Below are 20,472 nucleotides of genomic sequence, written 5' to 3'. Positions count from 1 at the left end.
CTATTATGTCCTTGCTGAGACAGCGGCATGCGGGCGAGGAGTGGCATGAACAGGGAAAGGCTGAGGCGTTCAGGCTTGCTGGACGGCGTGGAGGAGCCCGATTTCGAGCGTCTTCTGAATCATGTTGCGTCCGAGCTCCGGGCACCGGTGGCCCTGGTTTCCATCCTGGACAAAGCGGGCGATCGGCAGTTTTTCAAGGGCGCTATCGGGTTGGGCGAACCCTGGAGAGCTCTGCGTCAAACCCCTCTAAGCCACTCGTTCTGCCGGCATGTCGTCGAGGAACGTGCTCCACTCGTGATTGGCAATGCACGGAATGATCCTCGTGTGCGCGAGAATCCCGCGATTACGGAACTGGATGTCGCCGCTTATCTCGGCGCACCGATTACCCTGGCTGATGGAGAGCCTATCGGCGCGCTCTGCGCGATAGACAGCGAACCCCGGGAGTGGACAGCCGGTGAGCAACGGATGCTCGAGATTCTTGCCGACGCGGCGTCTGCTATCGCACGAGCGCGTCTGGCTGCCCTCGAAGCGGAGGAGTCTCGTCTGGCAGCGGAGGCTCTGGCCGATTCACTGGATGAGTCCGCACGCGTCTTCCGGGATCTCGCGAGTAATGTGCCCGGGGCCATCTTTCGCTACATTCGACACCCGGACGGTCACGACGAGATTGTTTACATGTCCGATGGCTGTCTGGATATCTGGGAACTTCCCGCATTGGAGCTGAAAGGTGACCCCTCGAAGCTGTGGTCCATGATTGTTCCTGAGGATCTGGAGCAGATGCGACTTTCCGTGGAGCGGTCAGCGAAGCTGCTTTGTCACTGGACACACCGTTGGCGCATCAAGCCGGAGTCGGGCGTTACCAAATGGGTGCAGGGCTACGGCAGGCCACGTGCAATGCCCGGAGGCGGGGTGCTGTGGAACTCGCTCATTCTCGATGTCAGCGTGGAGGCAAAAGCCCAGCAGCAGCTGCAGGCCAGCCAACGCATCCTCAGCGAGAGCCAGAAGCGCGAGAGCGTCGGACGCATCGCCGGGGGCGTGGCGCATGACTTCAATAACCTGCTCGCGATCATTCTGGGTAACGCCGAACTTCTTCAACTGCAGCAGGAGATCTCACAGGAAGAACCGGACCATCTTGTCGGGGAAATCATTGCCGCCGCTGAAATGGGAGCCAGTCTTACCAGGCGTCTCCTCAGCTTTGTACGTAAGGCGGACCTGCACCCCGAAGCGTGTAATCTCAACGCGCAAATAAGGGATATGGAAGGCCTCATTCGCAGTGCTGTGCCAGAGAGCATTTCGCTGCGCACGGTGCTTGCTCGGGACCTGTGGGACTGCAGCATCGATAGATCCATGTTCGAGAGCACGGTCTTCAACCTGATTATCAACGCGCGGGATGCAATCAAGGAACGTGGGCACATCACCCTGGAAACGCAGAAGCAGGTAGTATCAGAGAACTATCTCGCCGGGCGTTTCGAGGATATTCCTCCAGGGAATTACGTGATGTTCTCGGTGACAGATGATGGCGAGGGCATCGAATCTGCACTGCAGGACAAGATTTTCGAGCCTTTTGTCACCACGAAAACGAGAGACAAAGGCACGGGGCTGGGCCTTGCGGTTGTCCAGGGGTTTGTCAAGCAGTCGGGAGGTACGGTGCGTGTGTATTCCGAGCCCGGACACGGCACGTCTTTCAAGATCCTGTTGCCCGCCGCCGGTACCTTGGCTGATGCTACCGAAGCTGTGCCCCGTCTGGACGGAAAAGACCGCGAACGACCGGCAAGAATTCTGCTTGTCGAGGACGATGAGGCGGTACGGCGCGTGGCTCAGGCCTGTCTCAAGAGTGGTGGCCATCAGGTTTTGGTAGCAGACTCGGGCGATGCCGGTCTGGCACTTTTCCTGAAAGAGGGCGAAGACATAGACCTGATCATCAGCGATGTTGTGATGCCGGGAAGTCTGCAGGGTCCCGAAATGGTCGCACGCATCCGTGAGCAGACACCGCTGATTCCTGTGGTTTACACCTCCGGCTACCCGCACGAGGCGAATGTCCATGGCAACGGAATCCGACCATCCGACATGACGCTCACCAAGCCTGTCAGCCGGGACCTGCTGCTCGCAGCGGTTCAGTCGGCACTCAATCCTTAGGACCTGGCGCGTTCCCCGCGTTTGTCCCCGATGGCGGCAGGCGATATTCTCAGCACGCAATTCCACCAGAGATCCAGATATGCAGGAAAACGATAACGGCGTTCATCCGCTGGATGGCGCCCTCGCGCTCTCGCCCGTAGACTTGCGGCATTGGCAGGGCCAGACCAGTGCGGCCTACGCCAATATGGTCGGCCCTTTTGGCGGTACGACGGCAGCCACGCTATTGGCCGCCGTGCTTGGCGAAGCGGACGTCCTTGGCGAACCGGTCGCCGTCACCGTGAATTTTGCGGCGCCGGTCGCCGACGGCCCGTTCAGTGTTGTTACGCGTGCCCTGCGCACGAACCGCAGCACGCAGCACTGGTTTGTGGAAATGATCCAGGAGGAGGCCACTGTTGCCTCGGCGACGGCGGTCACGGCACTGCGCAGAGAAACGTGGGGCGAGACAGACGCTGACTTTCCCCAGGTGCCCCCGCCCGGGGAGCTTTCGCCCCCTCGCCCCGCGAAAAGGCCGCCGTGGACACGCCATTACGACATGCGCTTCGTGGACGGCGATCCCTGGGGAGAGGGGACGGGCGGGCCCTGGGGAGAGGGCAGCGGCGGTCATCCCTCCCGCAGTCGGCTGTGGATGCGTGACGAGCCACCGCGCCCATTGGACTTTCTCTCACTCACCGCGCTCTGTGATGTCTTTCTGCCGCGCATATTCGTGCGCCGTCCCAGGCTCGTGCCGATCGGCACGGTGTCCATGACTACCTATTTTCACGCCACCGGCGAAGACCTGGGCGCGGTCGGCAGTGAACACGTTCTGGGCGTCGCTCAGGCCAATCACTTCGGTCGTGGCTATTTCGACCAGAGCGCGGAGGTCTGGGCACCCCAAGGGGTTCTTCTGGCCAGCACGCATCAGGTGGTGTACTACAAGGAGTGAACCGCGCAGAGTGGTATGCCACCAGATGCATCGAGGCACAACAAGCACGGGCAGCGCCTCCTTCAGTGTGGCCCATTAAAACGCTGCTGCCAGCGACCGCCGTTGTGGTTCTGGCAATTTTCTTCCGTATCGAAGCTTACCTGCCGCTGGGCATGCTTTATCTTGATATCGATTGACGACAGCGTTTCCCTGATGAGCGCACGCACGCCGTCTCTGTCCGTATTGGCGAGATTTGCATTCGTATCATAGATGCACACGACTGAGAGGGAACCCGGGAAATTGTCGTAGTCTGCGAAGTGCGTGAGCCATTCGAATCCCGGGTAGTGCTCTCGGGCTGTCTCGCAAGCCTCCGTCAGGGCCAATCTGATCGCATTTTCCAGTTTTCTGTCGGTCTTTCTCATTTCTGGTGACCCTGAAAGTTTCCGTAGAAGAGGGGTAGAGCGCGGTACCTATTCGACTGTGAAGACGCGCTGCACCCCGGCAGGCTCAACACGAGCGCCAGTAACATCCGCTATTTGTCGACCGTCCAACGTGTATCCAGATCGCGCAAGCTGTAAAGCGCGAAGCAGGCGGCCAGCATCGGCCAGGCGGCGAAGAACAACAGGTTGTTGAAGCCGTCGAGGTACTGCTGCCAGGAGGAGAGCGTCGATCCTGCGTGCAGCAGTAACACGGCGCCGTAAGAAAAACGCTTCTTGAATCCGGCCATGAAAGCAAATACGAGTATCAGCTGAAGCGTGCCGAGTCCCATGAAGACGCCCGCCCCGAGGCCGTCCAGCCCGTAAAAATTTTCGAAGACTCGCGCGCTGTGCTGCGGATTGACGAATTTGTCCAGAGACCACATCAGCATAACGACAAACACGCTGAGCCTGAGCGCGAACAACGCGTTAGCGATTCGGGATTCTGACATGGGTTTTTCCTTTATATGATGTGTGGCCTTGAAGGATTTGAGGCTGGAATGCTACAGGTTTTCAGTGTGTAGACCAGAGTGGTCATCGGGGTCTGCTCCAAGCAGCGTTGCCCACGCTTGCTACGCGCTTTAGTCTTTTGGCAGTTGATCGCGTCTCCGCGGAGATCTTTCCATCGACCACGGGAATGGGTCTGACGTGTGTTCGCCAGGGGTGTGCAGATCCGTGCATTGCTCGGTGAACTGTAAATTCTCGGCTGGCGCGGCGAGGCCCTAGAGCCTTTGCACCACGGACTGCACGAGCACTTCGGCCCCTTGCACGCGGGTGCCGCTCTGGCGTTTCAGAGTCTCGGGATGTTGACAGGCAGACCGGAGATACAGTCGGAGATTATTGCAGCAACTGCGACGGTTTCCAGTTGTATGCCGGCTGGACGGGCCGACGGTTAGTTACGAAATCACTACGAGACAATGCCCCTTTGACTTCGCGTCATAGGGTCGCAGCAACTCCTCACGCCGCCGCCGATTCTTCCTTGACCTCGACAGTCTCCGCATCCGCCGGGGCAGTCTCAGCCACCTTGGCCTCCAACTCCGCCACCTTCCGCTGCAGTTCGGTATTCTCTTTTTTGGTTTCTTTGAGCGACTTCTGCAGGTCGTCCGCAATCCTGGTCTTTTCCGCCAGCTTCTTCTTGCCCGCGTCCAGGTTCTTCTTCATGCGTACCGGGTCGAACTGCGTCAGTGTCCTGTTCTCCTCGCGCACTGCTGCCAGATCCTTCTGCAGAGTCTTGGTGCGCTGCTTGACCTCGGCCATCTCCGCCAGCAGCTTCTCGCAACGGTTGTGCAGCTCGCGGTTTCGCTGTTCGACCTTGGCGGTGTCAGTCGCCTTGCCGGTCAGCTCGCTAAGGGATTCCAGCTGCTTGTCGATGGTGGCCTGGAGTTCTGACTCGCGCTTTGTGAGGCGGTCGATCTCGGCGGTCTTGGCGTCGAGTTCTTGCTGGTACTCGGCGCGAAGTTGGCTCTCGAGTTCCATGATGGCTTCTAGTCTATTGGCTGTGAGCATAGGATCCTTGTGTCTCTGGGTGTGGGTTGATCTGCTGGGTCGGTGGGCTTCATAAGGCGACCATCAGAAATTCGCGGACGTAGTCTATACCAGATAGTGGGAATGAGCTACAAGAATGCGGCCACTATCCAGGGCCGAGGAAGCGCGGCGCTGGCGCGCGTCCTCGGCCTCCCCAGGTCTACTCACCCATAATTCCATTGAACACAACCTTGAAAGTCCCCCAGGTCTGACCTCGATGCTGGGGTCTGAAGCCGATCAGAACCACTCGCCCTTCACCGTGGCTAACATCGAGCATTGCGGCGCGTTGCGACAGCACGCTTTCGCCGATCAGCCATCCACTGCGAAGGAGATTTCCCCTGTCTTCGCCGGCGTCGGGGAATGTTATCACCCGGGCGGCATCTTCATTTCGGGCCGTGGGAACCACCGTGTAAGCCTGCCCACCCCAGAGCAACGCATAGGCCATTGAGGACATGCCCCATGCAAGCGGGTGCTCGACGTCGACATGCACCTTCAACGTGGAACCCGGCGACCAGTACTCCATGGAATCCAGGCCAGCGACAACGTTGCGCACCGGAAGGTCAAATTCGTCGATGGCCAGGGTGCCGGATTCGCCGAAGGTCATCAGTGTGCCGCCATCAAGCACGAACTGCTCCAGTGCCTTCACACCCTCCTTGCCGAAGCCGCTCTGATACGCCGGCGGTGCGGCCGCGACTGCGCGGGCCAGGTAGCCGTCAAGCTGCTCTCCGTCTCCGGGTCCCTTCATGATGATGGGGTTGTCTTCGGGCAGAATAATAACGTCGTAATCGTCAATCAGCCTGCCGCTGCGAATACGCGCATCCAGCAGCGTCTCGTAAGGAAAGCCAAAGCGCTCCAGCACCAGGCGAGTCCATCCTTCATCCATGTTGCCGCCGTAGTAGCGTTGGTACATGCCGACCCGCTTACGCGTGACGGGGACCGTCGTCGTTGGTTCCTCGTTCAGTGGCTCAAACGAGACCCCCGTGGCGCTGGCCACACGACGCAAGCGGTCGACATCTACCACCGCAGGAAGGACAAAATCACCGGTTCGCTGGCCGTTACTGGAGCGCGCCCCAGGCGCATCACGGTCGAGGTTCTCCGATGGTGCTGGCGCCGAGATGCGACGGATTGTGCTCACCCCATCGTCCCAGAGACGGTTCACCGCTGCGAACGCGGCATTCTGACGCCCGTCGAGCCGATAGCCAAAGTCCCCGGCCTTCACGCTGCCCGTCGGCTCAATGCCAGAGGTGACATAGGGCAACCCGCCCCTCACGGCTACGCTGAAGTCAGGCTCCAGTCTGCCTGCGGCGGCGGTGACGTGCGTTGCCACCGGATAGGCCGTCACGCCCATGAACTCGGCCAGAACGTGGCTGGACAGGTCATAGGGACGGATCGGCGAACCGTCGCGGTAACGGGTATAGCTGTTGTCCGGGTAATACGTCTGTCCAAGCAGCCAGCGAATCAATCCCCGCTTGGGCTGCGCCATCGAGACAATCCATGACCCCGCCCCGTAAGCCCGGCCTTCATGCACAAAATCCTCTGTGGCCTGCTGTACGTCAATTCCCTGAAGGAGCAGCTTCTCGATCATTTCGTGAGCGGCCGATGCGTCGTGCTGTTCGGCGGGAATCACGAAGGCGGCAAGGTCTCCGGTCGGTCCATTGTGTACCGGTTCCGCCCGCTCTCCGCGCTGTATCTGCCGCGTTGCCTTCAGGTAATGGTTGCGCAGCACCGTGCGACGGTTCCTGGCAGCGTTATCCAGAGCCGAGATGGATGCGGTGAGCTGTTGCTCAACGATGTCGCGAACCCTCCACCAGCCGCCGGGCCACGGGTTCGGAAACGTCACCTGGGCTTTGTACTCGGGAAGACCGCGTCCCGGCCGGCCCTCGAGCTGGTCCGGATGAACGTAGAGAGGCCAGGCGAGGTTTGCACTGGCGGACTCGGTGAGCATGCCGGCGATGTTGTGGAATGGGGTGATCCAGTGGAACCCGAAATGACCCCAGCCGCTGTAGATGCTGGCGCCGGCGACGCCGTCGCGACCCGAGGACTCCAGGTCATAGGCCATGTGACTGCCCCACCAGGCCATCTCGCGCCAGACCAGCGGGTCCGCGTCAGGCCGGATCGGCTCGGCGTAGGGCGGTACGTAGATGCGCGGTCCATACGCTCCCATCTGGTGGTGATCAATGTAGCCCTGAGGCGTCCATTCCCGGAACAGAATCTGGCTGACCCAGACGCTCTCCGCCGTATTCTGCATATAGGCATCGCGATTGTTGTCATGCCCGATGTACGGATGATAGAGCGAAGGCTGCCCCGCGCCCTGGTGTTCGCTGCCCCGGGTCTCGTCCACCCAGTCCGCCAGCATGGTGGTGCCATCCGGGTTCATTGAGGGAAACACGATGGCGACGGTTTCATCGAGAATCTGTTGCATGTCCTCATCATTGCGCGTGGCCATGGACCACACCAGCTCTGCGCTGGCCTGCGTGGCGGCTACCTCAGAAGCATGCAGTCCATAGCTCTGGGCGACTACGGCGCGCCCCTGTTCCAGGGCGTCTTCAATTTCGGCATCGCTGTAGCCTCTCGGGTCGGTGAGGATAGCGTTATAGCGCTGCAGTTCGTCCAGTCGCGCAAGGTTCTCCGGGCTGGAAATAAAAAGAACGTAGAACGGTTTGCCGAGGGTGCTCTGTCCCATTTCCCGCACAACGACCCGGTCACTGCGCTCTTCAATGAGACGGTAATACGCTGCCAGCCTGTTCCAGTCAGCCAGTTGGCCGTCGGCGCCCATGACATGGCCGAAGTGTTCCTCGGGGGAGGGGATGGAGTCTGCCTGCCTCTCGGTCTGTGCCGCTGTTCGAAATGAGGCAATAGATATGAGGGATGCAGCAAGAAATACCATGAACGTAACTTTGCGCAATCTGCATAACGACATGACAATCTCCGCAGGCCGACTGAGGGGCGACGCGCCCCGGGACAAGTGACTTGAGATTACCGTGCGTCTGTTGACGGGTCAAAACCCGTCAGTCAGGTCCGGCCCTCGCAGCGTAGCGGTAAGAGCGCATGGGCATCCGCGGTGATAGTATTCACGTACCGGCATGCTCTGTCGATGCAGGCCTTAATACTCGTCCGCGCTGAAAAAGGAGCTTTATCTTGCTGTCTTCCCGAGTTATGACGTTGCTGGCCATCTGTCTGTTACCCGCGCGCGCGACGTTTGCGGAGCTGCCGGCACCGTTGCTGCCCTTCAGCGAGCAGATGCAGATTCGTGAGCAATGGCTGTTCCAGCGGCACGAGATGCTGCTGGACATGATGCGCCAGCATGAGGTTGATATGTGGATCGTGGTCAACGAGGAGTTTCATGATGACCCGGTCACCCAGTTCATTGCACCGCCACGTCCCTACACCGGCGGGCGGGATCACTTTGTCTTTATCGACGCTGGCGACGCGGGCCTGCGCGCCGTGGCAATCACGGGCTTTGCTGAAGAGCGCCTGCGCCAGTATTTCGAATCGCCTATCGAGCCGAGACCATCGAAAGAGGTACTGCCCGAGCTGTATGCAGAGCATCAGCCGCAGCGCATTGCGCTGAACATTGGCGGCAAGCATGGCCAGCAGCGCGGGCTGACCTGGGACACCTACAACGAGATCAGCGAGATCATGGGTGAGGAGGCAACCGCCCGCTTTGTCAGCGCTGCCGATCTCATAGAGGAGTATCTCGATACCCGTATTCCGCAGGAGCACGAGCACTACACCCACGCTACCCACGTTACCGAGGATATCGTCCGTCGGGCGCTCTCCAATGAAGCCATCACGCCGGGCGTGACCACCGTGGGTGATGTGCGCAATTTCCTCTACGACCAGATCTGGAAATGGGGTGTGCGCACCTGGTTCCAGCCTGATCTGCGGGTGCAGAAACGCGGTGTTCCGAACAGGATGTCCCGCGGCTTTCTGCACGTAGCCGATGAGTCGGTGCTGCTCGAGCGCGGCGACGTTATCGTGATCGACTTCGGCATCAGCTATATGGGCTTTGATACGGACTGGCAGAAAAAGGGCTACATACTGCGCGAGGGGGAGACCGACGCACCTCCCGGACTCAAGGCGGCGATGCGCAACACCAACACGCTGCAGGATACGATGATGGGGATCGCGCGGCCGGGTATGGAAGCAGGTGAGGTTTACACCCGCACGATGGCGGCAATGGAGGAACAGGGTATCCAGGCGCAGATCTACTCGCACCCGGTAGGCAATCACGGTCACGGTCTTGGCCCGGGTATCGATTTTCGCTCGGCGCAGCGTGGCGATGAGGCGGCAGCCGTCAGGACCCTGCGCCCGAACTCGTGGATTTCAATCGAGTTGAACACCCTGACGCCGGTGCCGGAGTGGGACGGTCAGGAAGTTTTTATCATGATGGAGGATGTGGCCTACCTGACAGAGGAGGGTTACCGGTTTTTCCGTCCCCGTCAGGAAGCGTTCTTCCTGATCAAATAGCCCACTAGACCAGATCAAACAACCACATCACCAGCGGCATTGTCAGGATGGCAAGCACGGTCTGCGTAGCAATCAGATTGGCCATGAAAGGCGCATCGCCACCCAGTTGGCGGGCGAGTATGTAGCCGTTTGTGGCGGTTGGTGTGGCGGCGGCGATAGCCACCACCGCAAGACCCGTGCCCTGTACGCCGAGCCATAGCGCGAGGCTGACAGCCATGAGCGGCAGCATGAGAAGCCGCACCAGCGACCAGAAAACCGTTCTGGTACCGGTGTGCTTGAGTGCGTCGAGGTCAAGGCCTGCGCCGGCGACCAGTAGCCCAAGTGCCAGCGCGGCGGAGGCGAGCGTTTCGATGACCCTGTCAGCAACAGCCGGGATGGTGAAGCCGCTGACGTTGAAGAGTGCGCCAATAATGCAGGCAATCACCAGGGGATTCTGGAACAGCTCAAGCAGAGGATTAGGTGTGGTCGTCCTGTCGCTGTACCGGCTGAAGCCCAGGACCGAGATAACGTTCGCAGTCGGGATCATGGCTGCTGCTGCGATGGCGGTGAGTGCCAGACCGGCGTCGCCATAGAGCGTCCCCGCAAGAGACAGCGCCACAAAGGTATTCCAGCGGACATTCGACTGGATGATACAGCCGATCGCGGGTCTCGCTATGCCTGGCGAGAAGCGTGCTGCGTGACCCATACCTGCCATCACCAGTTGCGCTGTGATCAGCGCCAGGGCGATTCGCCACGGCGATCCATCGAACGGGGCGGTCGCCAGTACCCGGATGATCAGGCAGGGAAACAGCAGCACGTAACAAAGCCGCTCTATGCCGCGCCAGCCCTCGGGCGTCAGGGTGTTCCGGTAGGCAAGGAAGTGGCCGATGGAGACGATGGCAATAACGGGCAGGAGTGCAAGGACGAAGGTCATCACGGATTTTCAGAAGAAAAGTTGCCGCAGGATACACGAGCTGAACTTCGTGGCACGCTTTCACCGTAACATTGATTGCGCCTCCACACTTGCGCTTGCTATCGGTGTATGCGGCAATGGCGCCCGACACCGCAACGAGATCTGGAGCTCAGCAGCATGAAAGACACCGTAAATCTGGATAGCGCCGTACTGCGCGCCGCGATACAGGCATGCGTGGATATGGGGCCTTTACGCACGAGTGATCCTTACCTGTATCACGAGTTTGGCTTCAACTGTGACATGACATCAATTACCGATGCGGATAAAGCCGAGATTTTCAAGGTGTTTGCGATCATGCGCGATATCGCGGAAGAGATGTCAAGGCGGGGGCAAACGGCTGACAGTTTTCTGGTGGACGATTAACTCAGACCATCCTGTTTTTGGCGGTGAGCTGGCAAAGCACTTGACGAGGCCCGTTCGTTAACCTCTCTTTACCGTGTGGTCCGCCAGGGCTCGATTTCGACAATCATCTCGATTTCCACAGCCTGGCCTCGGGGCAGGGAGGCCATGCCCACCGCTGCCCGGGCGTGACGACCGCGTTCACCGAAAACCTCGACCATAAGATCCGAAAAGCCGTTGATCACTGCCGGCTGTTGCAGGAAATCCGGATCGGAATTCACCATTCCCAGGACCTTGACGACCCGTTTGACGCGAGTGAGATCGCCGAGCATTGCTTTGAGGACGGCCAGCTGGTTGATCGCCGTCAGCCGCGCGGCCTCATAGCCCTGCTCGATGCTCACGCCTGCGCCCAGCTTGCCCGTGACCTCACTGCCATCGGCGCGTTTTGGGCCTTTTCCGGCAAGAAAAATGAGATTGCCGGTCTGCACACCGTTCACGTAGTTGGCAACGGGCTGGGGGGCAGGTGGCAGTGTGATCCCAAGCTCCGCCAGTCGTGCTTCCGGATCATTGTCCTGTTCTGATGCGCGAGCGGATTCGGCGGCGCGCAGGATACGCAGCACATTCCCGCCCCAGAGCGCGCGAATTTCATCCTCAGTGTAGCCGCGCCGCATCAGCTCGAGGGTGACGTTTGCGGTTTCGCTGGCATCGTCCCAGCCTTCAACGCCGCCACCGCCGTCAAAATCTGAAACGATGCCGACGTGCTCAACGCCGATGAGATCGACCGCGTAGTCAATGTGATCGACGAACTGCGCCAGCGTCACGTCGGTGTAGGTCTGGCGCAACGCCGCCAGTTCACGGCGGTAGGCCTCGCGCTGCTCATCTGTTGCGTCCGTCCAGCCATCCGGAAGAAGGCGCTCAAGCAGCGCTGCCTGACCTTCAGCAATCCTCCTGTCGGTTTCAGCCACGTAGCCACGGAACGCCACCATCTGAGCGACGCCGCCATTCGCGCGAATTGCTTCAAGCTGTTCGTCATCCAGGTTGCGTGGATTGTCGAAAACGCCCTTGGCGCCCGAGTGCGAGGCGATAACCGGCGCGCGCGACAGCGCTATGGCCTCCAGCATAGTCGACTTGCCAACGTGCGAAACGTCGACCAGGATGCCGTGATCGTTCAGGGCGGCGACCAGCTGACGCCCAGGGCCGGTGATCGCCTCATTGCGTTGATCATCACCGAGGTCAGCGCGGGGATTGGAGCTGCCCCCGAACTGATTGTGGCCAATATGGGTAAGGCTCATGTAGCGCACACCACGCTCAGCCCAGAGCGGCACCTCGGCGACGCTCTCGCCAAGCGGATAGGCGTTTTCCATGCCGATGAGTGCGACCCGTCGACCGTCCGCGTGGATTGCCTCCACCTCGTCTGCCGTGCGCGCAAGGCCGATCTGTTCCGGGTAAGCGCGAAGCATGCGACTGATCGCCCGGTATTTCTCTTCCGCCGCCGCCCGCGCCGCCGTCAGGCCCGCCGTGTCAAGGGGGCCCTGTCCCACGTAAACGATGAAGAATGCGGCATCGAGACCGCCCGCCCGCATCTTTGGAAGATCCACCTGTGCCCGTGTGAAGCCACCTGGGTCAAGCACATGGGTCGCATAGCCATTTCCGATGTCCACATGCGTATCGAGGGTCAGGACGCGTGCATGCAGCGCCAGGGCTTCGGTCTCGGAAACGTCGCGCGCCGCGCGTTCGGCGCCTGCCGACGCGGGCAGTAGCGACGTCAGGGTGATGAGGCTTGAGACAAGCGCGAGTGAAAATCGTGACATCAGAGCTTCCTGTATCAAACGGGTGATGGGAAATCGGGGATGACTGGAAAGCACACAGTGGTCGCCCCTACCTCTACTGAACCTGTGCCTTTTCCAGATAGCGGAAGAAGTCGGAGTCGGCCTTCAGCATAAGGGTGCTGTTCTCCCCCAGAGCCCGGTAGCTTTCCAGTGTGCGGAAGAACGCGTAGAACTCCGCATCCGCACCGAAAGCCTCACCGTAAATCCGGGTCGCTTCGGCATCGGCTTCGCCGCGGATTTTCTCGGCGTCACGTGCAGCCTCGGATCGGATGCGCCGAAGATCGCGTTCCATGTTGCCGAGGATTTCCTGGCTGCGGCCGCGGCCTTCGGAGCGGAAACGTTCGGCGATGGACTGCCGTTCGGCGGTCATGCGGCTTTCCACCTGGCGGCGTACGGATTCAATGTAATTGACGCGCTTGATACGCACATCGTCAAGCTCAATACCCAGGTCTGGCATGGAATCCCGGGCCCGTTCCAGAATGCCGGCTTCCAGCAGTTCACGACCCAGCTTGGGCTGCTTCTGCAGGTTGACGTCACTGCGCTCGGCCAGCGCGGGATCCTCCAGTTCGTCGACATCGACCTCCCAGTCCTTGGAGCGAACGATCTCTTCCAGCTCGGTGGACGAGACCATGTCGCGCACTACGGAGTCGACGATGTCATCAAGGCGCGTGCGTGCACCGGCTTCATCGCGGACGCTGGTCAGGAACAGCAGCGGATCGGTGATGCGCCAGCGCGCGGTGGTATCCACGAGAATGAACTCGCGGCCAAGCGTGGGTATCTGCGTGACGTCGCCGTCCCAGACCAGCAGGCGCTTGTCGAAATAGCGCACGTTCTGCCAGGGCAGCTTGAACTTCAGGCCCGGCTCATCGACCACATCACCGATCGGTTCACCGAACTGGACCACAATGGCCTGCTCGGCTTCATCTACTGTGTAAAGGGTCACGTAGCCAAACATAGCGACGAGCGCAACGACGATCATGAGCAGTGTGGTTTTCATCGGTCACCTCCAGTGGCACGCGTTTCCTGCCTGTTGACATCGAGCAGGGGCAGCGGTCCCACCTGCCCCTCCTGAACGACCAGTACCTGTCCAATCCTTGGCAACACCTCGTTCAGGGTTTCCAGGTAGAGTCGTGTGCGAGTGACCGTGGGCGCCTGCTGGTATTCGCGCAGTACGGCACTGAAGCGTATGCTCTCGCCGTCGGCCCGGTTCACCCGTTCCGTGGCGTAGCCCTCGGCTTCGGCCACGGTGCGCAGGGCAGTACCTTCGGCGTTGGGAATCTCCTGGTTAACGCGCTTTTGCGCTTCGTTGATCATCCGTTCCCGCTCCTGGCGTGCTTCGTTGACCTCGTTGAATGCCGGCTGCACGGCCGGGGGTGGCACCACGTCCTGCATTTCGACCGTACTGATGCGAATGCCGGCATCGTACTGGTTGAGGATTTCCTGGATCTCTTCACCGGCCTTCTGCTGGATCTCCACGCGGCCGATGGTCAACACTTCGGAACCCAGCATGTTGCCGACGATACGGCGCATGACCGACTCGGAAATATCGCGCAGTGTCCGGGTAGGTTCGCGCATCTGGTACAGGAACTTGATGGGGTCATCAATGCGGTACTGGACCACCCACTCCACGTCAATCATGTTGAGATCGCCGGTGAGCATCAAAGACTCGTCTTCAAACTGGGCGGCACTGTAGGTCGAGCGCTCGCCCTGACGGGTATCCCGCGTGCGAAAGCCGAACTCCTGCTTGAGCACGCGTTCGGTGGCCACCAGCTGAATCTGGTCGATGCCGAAGGGAAGCCTGAAATGCAGGCCGGGGTCGGTAATGCCGACCACGGAACCGAACCGTTTCACCACGGCCCGTTCCTCCGGCTGTACCGTGTAGAAGCACGTCACCGTCCCCCAGGCCAGCAGGAGGAGTATGACGATGCCGATAATAGCGCCGCCAACACGACCGCCCGAGGGTCCGCCGCTGGCGAATTTCTTCATTAACTCAGACAGGTCGGGTGGTCCCGCCGGTCCTTGTCCATTGTTTCTTGCAGGCTGGATCATTCCCGAACTCCAATTAAACATCATCATAGTCTACGCGTCAGTGACGGTTTTGTACGGAAAACTGGGAAAACCGCTGGTTTGATCTGTTAGCCTCAGAGGGATATTGAAGGAGCGAGAGCACCATGCCGGCACATTGGAAGGAAACGGTCACCCTGGACGGAGAAGATTTCCTTGTGCGGCACTGGGGGGAACGCGGCGCGCCCCGATTGCTCATGTTGCACGGTTTTCCGGAATATTCCGGCGCCTGGAACGACCTCGCGCCACTCCTCGCCAAGCGTTTTCACTGCATCGCGCCGGATCAGCGCGGATATGGCCAGAGCTGGCGGCCGGGGGAGGTTGAGCAGTACAAGACCGCGCTTTTGGTGTCCGATGTTCTGGCACTGATTGGGGATGAGCCCTTGATTCTCCTGGGCCACGATTGGGGCGCGTCGGTGGCCTACGCGCTGGCGATTGCGCGTCCTGACCTGGTGAATCGGCTGATTATTCTGAATGGCGCGCACCCGGCCACGTTCCAGAGGGAGCTTGCCAGGGGCGGAGCGCAGACAAACGCCTCGCAGTACATTCACTTTCTGCGGCGCGAAGGGTCGGAGGATACGCTGGCGGCCGATGATTTTGCGCGCCTGACGGCACTGTTCTCCGCCAATATGGATATGAGCTGGCTGGAGGGTGAAACGTTGGCCGGCTACAAGGCCGCCTGGCGCGACGCTGCGGGACTGCGCGGTATGGTCAACTGGTACCGTGCTTCGCCGCTCCGGCTTGGCGGTGCCAACGAGGCAACAGAGGGGCTTTCGTTCGACGCCGAGCGGGTGCAAATCCGCTGTCCGCACCTGCTTATCTGGGGTAAAGAGGACACCGCTCTGTTGCCGCAAACGACCGAGGGGCTGGAGGAATACGCTCCCGACCTGACTCGCGTGGAGATCGCAGGCGCGGATCACTGGCTGCACCATCAGAAGCCTGGTGCGGTTGCCGAAGCGATTCTGAAATGGGTCTGACTGACGCCGTCTGCGGCGCCACTTCACAGCCGTCTCCGTCGGTCCTGTGTCCTTACCGAGGGAGAGCTGCATCGATCAGTAATTTTGGATTAACTGCGATAAAGTCAGAAGTCTTCAATTAAAAACAGGGTCTCGCGGTGGCACGCCGCCTTATTTTGCCACCACGTCGCGACGTTTTTGAAAGGTCTGTGGGAGCGAGGTCGGTTACCGAATTTTCGGCTGGCTTGACTTGTTAATGTGAGCCAGCATTAAGACACTGACGTGTAATGTCGTGGTGACCTTGGAAATCGCTCAACTCGCGGAGACGACGCGTTACGATTTTCCCGCAATAATTCTGGGTCCAGGGTAGCTAACATGTGCTTGATGGGTGCGACATAGAAGTCAGGGTCTTGGACTCCGAGGTCTCCATGCCTTCATGGCTTAGGAAAACCTCGAAACGTTACTCCTCGTCACTCAGAAACCGAAGTCAACACTTCCAATATTTGTAGAAAAACATCCGTGCATTAGCGAAGATCACTACAAATCCAACACATTGTCTGCTTTGAAGTTCCAGCAAACGCTGGGTGGACCTCGGCATGTAGAGATTTCGGATAGTTTCATGGCTTTAAAAAAGTGCAAAGAATGCGGGAAAGCAGTTTCCGATACAGCAAAATCCTGCCCGAATTGTGGTGCGGAATTAAAGATGGGATTTGTAGATAAGGTATTGGTAACTCTCGGGATATTAACCGCGCCTTTTTGGTTAAGCTTTCTATATATCCTTTTCCAAGGTAGCTCGTCGAATACCCAGCAAGCTTCTAGCCCGCCGGCTGAGTCGCCCAATCCGGTCGCTCCGATACAATCTGCGCCAGTAAAGCCCTCGTTTGATACAGACAAGATGTGTCGCGCAGCGATAGCCACGGTGATGGGCAAAGATCCGGCGATCATCGAGACTTACGGCCATGCAGCCGGGATGACTTTCGTTTATTACAAGCGCCCCAGCGACAATAAACTGCATCAGTTTCGGTGCAGAATCTATGATGATGTTGTGCGATGGAACTTTGTTGGCGAAGGCCTACGAGTGAAGGAGGATGATTCAGAACTGCGCCAAGCCGTTGCTGGTGACGTGCTCCAGATTATCGACACTCGCGAAGATGGCGGAGTGAAAGTGCGGGTGTTCGCGTATCAGGATTTATAGTAATACGATGGCAGAATAAATCGCACACAAGACTGAGGCTAAAATTTTACGAAAACGCATTCAATTGAATAGAAGGTCCGCTCCGCCGATTCGACGCACCGAGCACACCGCGTCTGCCAGCTTGTTCTGAAGGACTGGCAATATTTTTGGATGGTCGCTCGCGGTAATGCCTATTCGTTCGCAGCCCAACAAATGGCGGGATAATGACGACAGACCTACCGATTGGCCTCTATGAGCGCTTGCTGGACGAGGAACTCCAAGAGCTCTTGGATTTCAAGCCAGAGGTAAAAGCGATATTAAGGTCGATCGACGATGAGTCACAGCCCCATACGTATTCCCGGTTTCTGTTTGACGTTCTGGAGCAAGCACTGCGGCACGAGAAGCCCGATGGGAGACTCGCGCTGGTCAATCGGATTATTCAGCTGGTATCTGAAACAGATGGGCTGCAATACCTGGTAAAGCGAAAAATACTCGCAAAGAAAGAGCAACTCCTGCTAGAAGTTCAGAGCGGCCAGCGGAAGAGTGTGCGACCTACTACGCCACTTTCCACCAGCATGCTGCTCACCGGCCAGCGCGGGGATCCGCCCCTGGAACACGAACTACGTGCAGAGATGGCGACCGCTGATCGCGTCGAGATACTCGTTTCATTTGTCAAATGGTCGGGGCTGAGGTTATTGCGCCCGGCCTTCGATTCGCTGGCGGCTTCGGGTGTTCCGATCAGAATAATTTCTACCAGCTACATGGGTGCCAGTGACCCCGAGGCGCTTGAGTGGCTTGCCTCACAGCCCAATATTGAGGTTCGTCTATCCTACGATACGAGTGGCACGCGGCTACACGCGAAAGCCTACCAGTTCATCAGAAAAACGGGGTATTCCACGGCCTATATTGGTTCCGCAAATATGTCTCATGCAGCGATGACCAGTGGCCTGGAGTGGACAGTCAAGATCACCGAACAAGACATGAAACATGTTCTGGATCGATTTTCTGCAGAGTTCTCGGCTTATTGGGACAGCCCAGAATTTGAACTGTTTCTTGATAAGGACTTTGCGAGGTTTAGAACGGCCATCGGGCGCGCCCGGGCGCGAGATACAGGTACGGCGGTTTTTTTTGCTGATATCACCGCCAGACCCTTCCAGGAACGAGTATTGGAGGCTCTCTCAGCTGCACGAGAAAATGGACAAAAGCGAAATCTTGTCGTTGCGGCGACAGGGACAGGTAAGACGGTAATCTCTGCGCTAGATTATCGTCGCTTCGCTGAGGAGGAAGGGGAGCTACCAACTCTGTTGTTCGTTGCGCACAGGAAAGAGATTCTGCAGCAGGCGCAGAGCTGCTTTCGGACAGTACTCCGTGATGCCAATTTCGGCGAACTGCTTGTAGATGGCCAGGTGCCTGTTGAGTGGCAGCAGGTATTTGCGTCAGTACAAAGTCTAAGTGCCAGAATGGCTTGGCAATCTCTCGACAGTCGCCATTTCAAATTCGTAGTGATCGATGAAGCTCATCACCTACCTGCCCGTAGCTATCGCCCCATTATCAATAACTTGCGCCCCGAGTTACTGCTGGGTCTGACGGCTACGCCGGAGCGTATGGATGGAAGTTCGATATTGTCAGACTTCGGTGGCCGGTACGCAGCGGAGATCCGCTTGCCTGAGGCGTTGGAGGAGCGATTGTTATGCCCTTTTCACTATTTTGGTGTAACCGACACTGTAGATTTGAGCGAGGAACGATTTTGGTCCAACGGAAGGTACGATTCCGGCGAGATTGAAGCCGTCTTAACAGGGGATGATTTTCGTGCTCGACAGCGCATTGATCTGATTCTTCAGGCTCTCAAAAATTACCAGCCCGACTTGTCGGAGATAAAGGGCGTCGGTTTTTGTGCTGGCGTAAAACACGCGGAATACATGGCAGAGTGTTTTCGGACCGCCGGTATTCCATCTGAAGTGCTTCTTGGGACCACACCATCGGACACTCGGCAACAGAGGTTGCGCGATTTCAGAGATGGAACCATAGTTTTCCTGTTTACGGTCGATGTGTTGAGCGAGGGTGTCGATATCCCGGAAATCAATCTTGTAATGTTCCTTCGGCCAACAGAGAGCCTGACAGTTTTCTTGCAACAGCTCGGGCGGGGTCTTCGCCATGCACCGGGAAAGGAATGTCTGACAGTGCTCGATTTTGTCGGCCAGACCCATAGGCGATACCGCCTGGATAGGAAGTTCGCTGCGCTGCTTTCTGACGGCCGTATGCGGCTTGACAAAGAGGTGGAGCAGGAGTTTCCCAGTTTGCCAGCGGGATGCAATATTCAGCTCGAGCGAGTGGCAAGGGACGAAGTCCTTAAGAAAATTAAATCTGTTCTAAACGACTTGAATAACTTCATACCGGAAACGATCCGTACCTGGAAGCACGAGTCAAAACAGTCCTTGCGGTTTGGATCGTTTATCGAAGAGACGGGCCTGGAAGCCACCGATGTCTTGAGAAAGAAGACCTGGTCTGAGTGGAAAGCAGAAGCTTTCCACGAATTGCCTCCAGACGATGCAAATATATCGGAGGGTAGAAAGGCGCTATCCAGACTTGCACTACGAACAGATCCTTTACTCCTGCAAGCAGTTTCAAAAATACCTCATCGAGAGGCGGGAGCTGGTTTTGATGATGCGAGGATCGGCTTAGCGCTGCACTATCTCCTCTGGGGCAAGAAAGGTTCTGCAATTGGTGTTTCATCTGTTGCGGAGTCAATTGCAAAATGGAATTCCAATCCCACGCTCGTGAATGATGCGGCCGAAATCGCGAATTGGTGTCTTTCAAGAGCAAGTACGATCATGCCCGAAATTCAGTTGCCTTCGGGACATCGACTCCGGCTTCATGCCGAGTACGGCTCAGCGGAAATCAAGTCGCTTCTGGACCTGGCTACGATAGATGCCTCGGGCCCCACGGGTGTCGGAGCCTTCCACTCTCAAGAGAATAGGTTTTATGTGAACCTCGTTACGTTTCAAAAGGAAGAACAAGATTTCTCTCCAACAACTCGATATGAGGATTACCCGATCAGTCGTACCAAGCTCCACTGGCAAAGTCAGTCGGGGACCTCTCAAGCTAGTCAGGGTGGCAAGGGCTATATTCATTTTAAGGAAAGAGGTTATGTCATATTGTTTTTCGCCCGCCTTAAAAAGCGTCAAGGCCAGGAAACGTCGCCGTTTGTGTTTTTAGGCCCTGTCAGAGATTTGCTGTCCTATGAAGGTGATAGGCCAATTTCGATGGTCTGGGAGCTGGAACATCCAATGCCCGCTCACTTATTTGAACACGCCCGACCCGCTTAGCATTTATCGCGCTCATCCATCCAATAAATGGCTGGTGAATCGCACCGGGCATTCCGGAGGCTCTTTGGTTTGAGTCAGGCTCCGCGACCCGGTTTCCTGTTTGATAATACGTTGCTTCGTGTTCCGCGGGGGGGTATCGCCGATCGCAGTCAGAAGCCTGCGGTTGTTGAACCAGTCAACCGATTCCAGGGTGGCGCGGACGCAGCCGTGCAGCCGTAACGTCTCTCACCGAGGTAACCGCTCATTCTGAGGCGTCGTATTCAGTAGCCTGACATCACGATACCGTTCTCCTGGTCACCCACAGGAGAACACCCATGACGTCATCAAT

The 20,472-nt window shown here is 58.1% G+C and carries 15 protein-coding genes; 7 read left to right on the top strand and 8 right to left on the bottom strand.

All coding sequences use genetic code 11. The features are described 5' to 3' along the window. Positions 1-45 precede the first annotated feature (45 nt). Together EV688_RS07155 and EV688_RS07150 are read left to right on the top strand one after the other, a co-directional pair. Positions 46-2,133 (top strand): ATP-binding protein, encoded by a 2,088-nt coding sequence (locus EV688_RS07155; RefSeq protein WP_162883820.1) that lies wholly within the window; start codon positions 46-48, stop codon positions 2,131-2,133. A 79-nt stretch (positions 2,134-2,212) separates the two neighbouring features. Beyond that, positions 2,213-3,055, top strand: a complete 843-nt coding sequence (locus EV688_RS07150) for an acyl-CoA thioesterase (RefSeq protein WP_117315684.1) — start codon at positions 2,213-2,215, stop codon at positions 3,053-3,055. A 62-nt stretch (positions 3,056-3,117) separates the two neighbouring features. Here the strand turns inward: EV688_RS07150 and EV688_RS07145 are convergent, their stop codons facing one another. The 4 genes from EV688_RS07145 to EV688_RS07130 all read right to left on the bottom strand — a co-directional run bounded on the left by EV688_RS07145 (position 3,118) and on the right by EV688_RS07130 (position 7,921). Then, complete coding sequence (locus tag EV688_RS07145) at positions 3,118-3,456, bottom strand: hypothetical protein (RefSeq protein WP_117315686.1); 339 nt, start codon at positions 3,454-3,456, stop codon at positions 3,118-3,120. A 110-nt stretch (positions 3,457-3,566) separates the two neighbouring features. Beyond that, positions 3,567-3,962, bottom strand: coding sequence for a hypothetical protein (locus EV688_RS07140; RefSeq protein WP_117315688.1), 396 nt, complete (start codon positions 3,960-3,962; stop codon positions 3,567-3,569). A 505-nt stretch (positions 3,963-4,467) separates the two neighbouring features. Then, positions 4,468-4,986 carry a hypothetical protein gene (locus EV688_RS07135; protein ID WP_240624254.1) on the bottom strand — a complete coding sequence of 173 codons (519 nt, stop codon included), beginning with the start codon at positions 4,984-4,986 and terminating at the stop codon, positions 4,468-4,470. Between the two features lie 208 nt (positions 4,987-5,194). Then, entirely contained in the window at positions 5,195-7,921 is a 2,727-nt protein-coding gene (locus tag EV688_RS07130) for a M14 family zinc carboxypeptidase (protein ID WP_162883821.1), read from the bottom strand. Positions 7,922-8,172: 251 nt separating this feature from the next. Between EV688_RS07130 and EV688_RS07125 the strand changes: the two genes are divergently transcribed. Then, positions 8,173-9,504: a M24 family metallopeptidase gene (locus EV688_RS07125; protein ID WP_205686520.1), complete on the top strand. Its 1,332-nt coding sequence runs from the start codon at positions 8,173-8,175 to the stop codon at positions 9,502-9,504. A gap of 4 nt (positions 9,505-9,508) precedes the next feature. On the opposite strand, the gene EV688_RS07120 is transcribed toward EV688_RS07125, so the two are convergent. Next, the gene (locus tag EV688_RS07120; RefSeq protein WP_240624260.1) at positions 9,509-10,417 is read right to left on the bottom strand and encodes an AEC family transporter; all 909 of its coding nucleotides are present in this window, start codon (positions 10,415-10,417) and stop codon (positions 9,509-9,511) included. 156 nt (positions 10,418-10,573) lie between these two features. Between EV688_RS07120 and EV688_RS07115 the strand changes: the two genes are divergently transcribed. Next, positions 10,574-10,819, top strand: coding sequence for a hypothetical protein (locus tag EV688_RS07115; RefSeq protein ID WP_117315698.1), 246 nt, complete (start codon positions 10,574-10,576; stop codon positions 10,817-10,819). 68 nt (positions 10,820-10,887) lie between these two features. On the opposite strand, the gene EV688_RS17670 is transcribed toward EV688_RS07115, so the two are convergent. The 3 genes from EV688_RS17670 to hflK all read right to left on the bottom strand — a co-directional run bounded on the left by EV688_RS17670 (position 10,888) and on the right by hflK (position 14,610). Beyond that, positions 10,888-12,606 (bottom strand): Atu1372/SO_1960 family protein, encoded by a 1,719-nt coding sequence (locus EV688_RS17670; protein ID WP_117315700.1) that lies wholly within the window; start codon positions 12,604-12,606, stop codon positions 10,888-10,890. A gap of 73 nt (positions 12,607-12,679) precedes the next feature. Then, positions 12,680-13,621 (bottom strand): protease modulator HflC, encoded by a 942-nt coding sequence (gene hflC, locus EV688_RS07105; RefSeq protein WP_117315702.1) that lies wholly within the window; start codon positions 13,619-13,621, stop codon positions 12,680-12,682. Beyond that, positions 13,618-14,610 carry an FtsH protease activity modulator HflK gene (gene hflK / locus EV688_RS07100; protein ID WP_205686522.1) on the bottom strand — a complete coding sequence of 331 codons (993 nt, stop codon included), beginning with the start codon at positions 14,608-14,610 and terminating at the stop codon, positions 13,618-13,620. The genes hflC and hflK overlap by 4 nt, the downstream gene beginning before the upstream one ends. Positions 14,611-14,795: 185 nt before the next feature. On the opposite strand from hflK, the gene EV688_RS07095 reads away from it, so the two are divergent. The 3 genes from EV688_RS07095 (at position 14,796) to EV688_RS07085 (ending at position 20,144) form a co-directional block, all read left to right on the top strand. Further along, complete coding sequence (locus EV688_RS07095) at positions 14,796-15,665, top strand: alpha/beta fold hydrolase (protein ID WP_117315706.1); 870 nt, start codon at positions 14,796-14,798, stop codon at positions 15,663-15,665. Between the two features lie 598 nt (positions 15,666-16,263). Further along, positions 16,264-16,839 (top strand): zinc ribbon domain-containing protein, encoded by a 576-nt coding sequence (locus EV688_RS07090; RefSeq protein ID WP_117315708.1) that lies wholly within the window; start codon positions 16,264-16,266, stop codon positions 16,837-16,839. 203 nt (positions 16,840-17,042) lie between these two features. Further along, positions 17,043-20,144, top strand: coding sequence for a DEAD/DEAH box helicase (locus tag EV688_RS07085; RefSeq protein ID WP_117315710.1), 3,102 nt, complete (start codon positions 17,043-17,045; stop codon positions 20,142-20,144). Positions 20,145-20,472 lie beyond the last annotated feature (328 nt).

The organism is Chromatocurvus halotolerans, assembly GCF_004340525.1.
In the GTDB taxonomy this organism is placed as follows: domain Bacteria; phylum Pseudomonadota; class Gammaproteobacteria; order Pseudomonadales; family Halieaceae; genus Chromatocurvus; species Chromatocurvus halotolerans.
This window is presented reverse-complemented; position numbering and strand designations above follow the sequence as displayed.

Coding starts and splice junctions, on each gene's coding strand:
- EV688_RS07155 (WP_162883820.1), top strand. CDS start 46: ATGAACAGGGAAAGGCTGAGGCGTTCAGGCTTGCTGGACGGCGTGGAG.
- EV688_RS07150 (WP_117315684.1), top strand. CDS start 2,213: ATGCAGGAAAACGATAACGGCGTTCATCCGCTGGATGGCGCCCTCGCG.
- EV688_RS07145 (WP_117315686.1), bottom strand. CDS start 3,456: ATGAGAAAGACCGACAGAAAACTGGAAAATGCGATCAGATTGGCCCTG.
- EV688_RS07140 (WP_117315688.1), bottom strand. CDS start 3,962: ATGTCAGAATCCCGAATCGCTAACGCGTTGTTCGCGCTCAGGCTCAGC.
- EV688_RS07135 (WP_240624254.1), bottom strand. CDS start 4,986: ATGGAACTCGAGAGCCAACTTCGCGCCGAGTACCAGCAAGAACTCGAC.
- EV688_RS07130 (WP_162883821.1), bottom strand. CDS start 7,921: ATGGTATTTCTTGCTGCATCCCTCATATCTATTGCCTCATTTCGAACA.
- EV688_RS07120 (WP_240624260.1), bottom strand. CDS start 10,417: ATGACCTTCGTCCTTGCACTCCTGCCCGTTATTGCCATCGTCTCCATC.
- EV688_RS07115 (WP_117315698.1), top strand. CDS start 10,574: ATGAAAGACACCGTAAATCTGGATAGCGCCGTACTGCGCGCCGCGATA.
- EV688_RS17670 (WP_117315700.1), bottom strand. CDS start 12,606: ATGTCACGATTTTCACTCGCGCTTGTCTCAAGCCTCATCACCCTGACG.
- hflC (WP_117315702.1), bottom strand. CDS start 13,621: ATGAAAACCACACTGCTCATGATCGTCGTTGCGCTCGTCGCTATGTTT.
- hflK (WP_205686522.1), bottom strand. CDS start 14,610: ATGAAGAAATTCGCCAGCGGCGGACCCTCGGGCGGTCGTGTTGGCGGC.
- EV688_RS07095 (WP_117315706.1), top strand. CDS start 14,796: ATGCCGGCACATTGGAAGGAAACGGTCACCCTGGACGGAGAAGATTTC.
- EV688_RS07090 (WP_117315708.1), top strand. CDS start 16,264: ATGGCTTTAAAAAAGTGCAAAGAATGCGGGAAAGCAGTTTCCGATACA.
- EV688_RS07085 (WP_117315710.1), top strand. CDS start 17,043: ATGACGACAGACCTACCGATTGGCCTCTATGAGCGCTTGCTGGACGAG.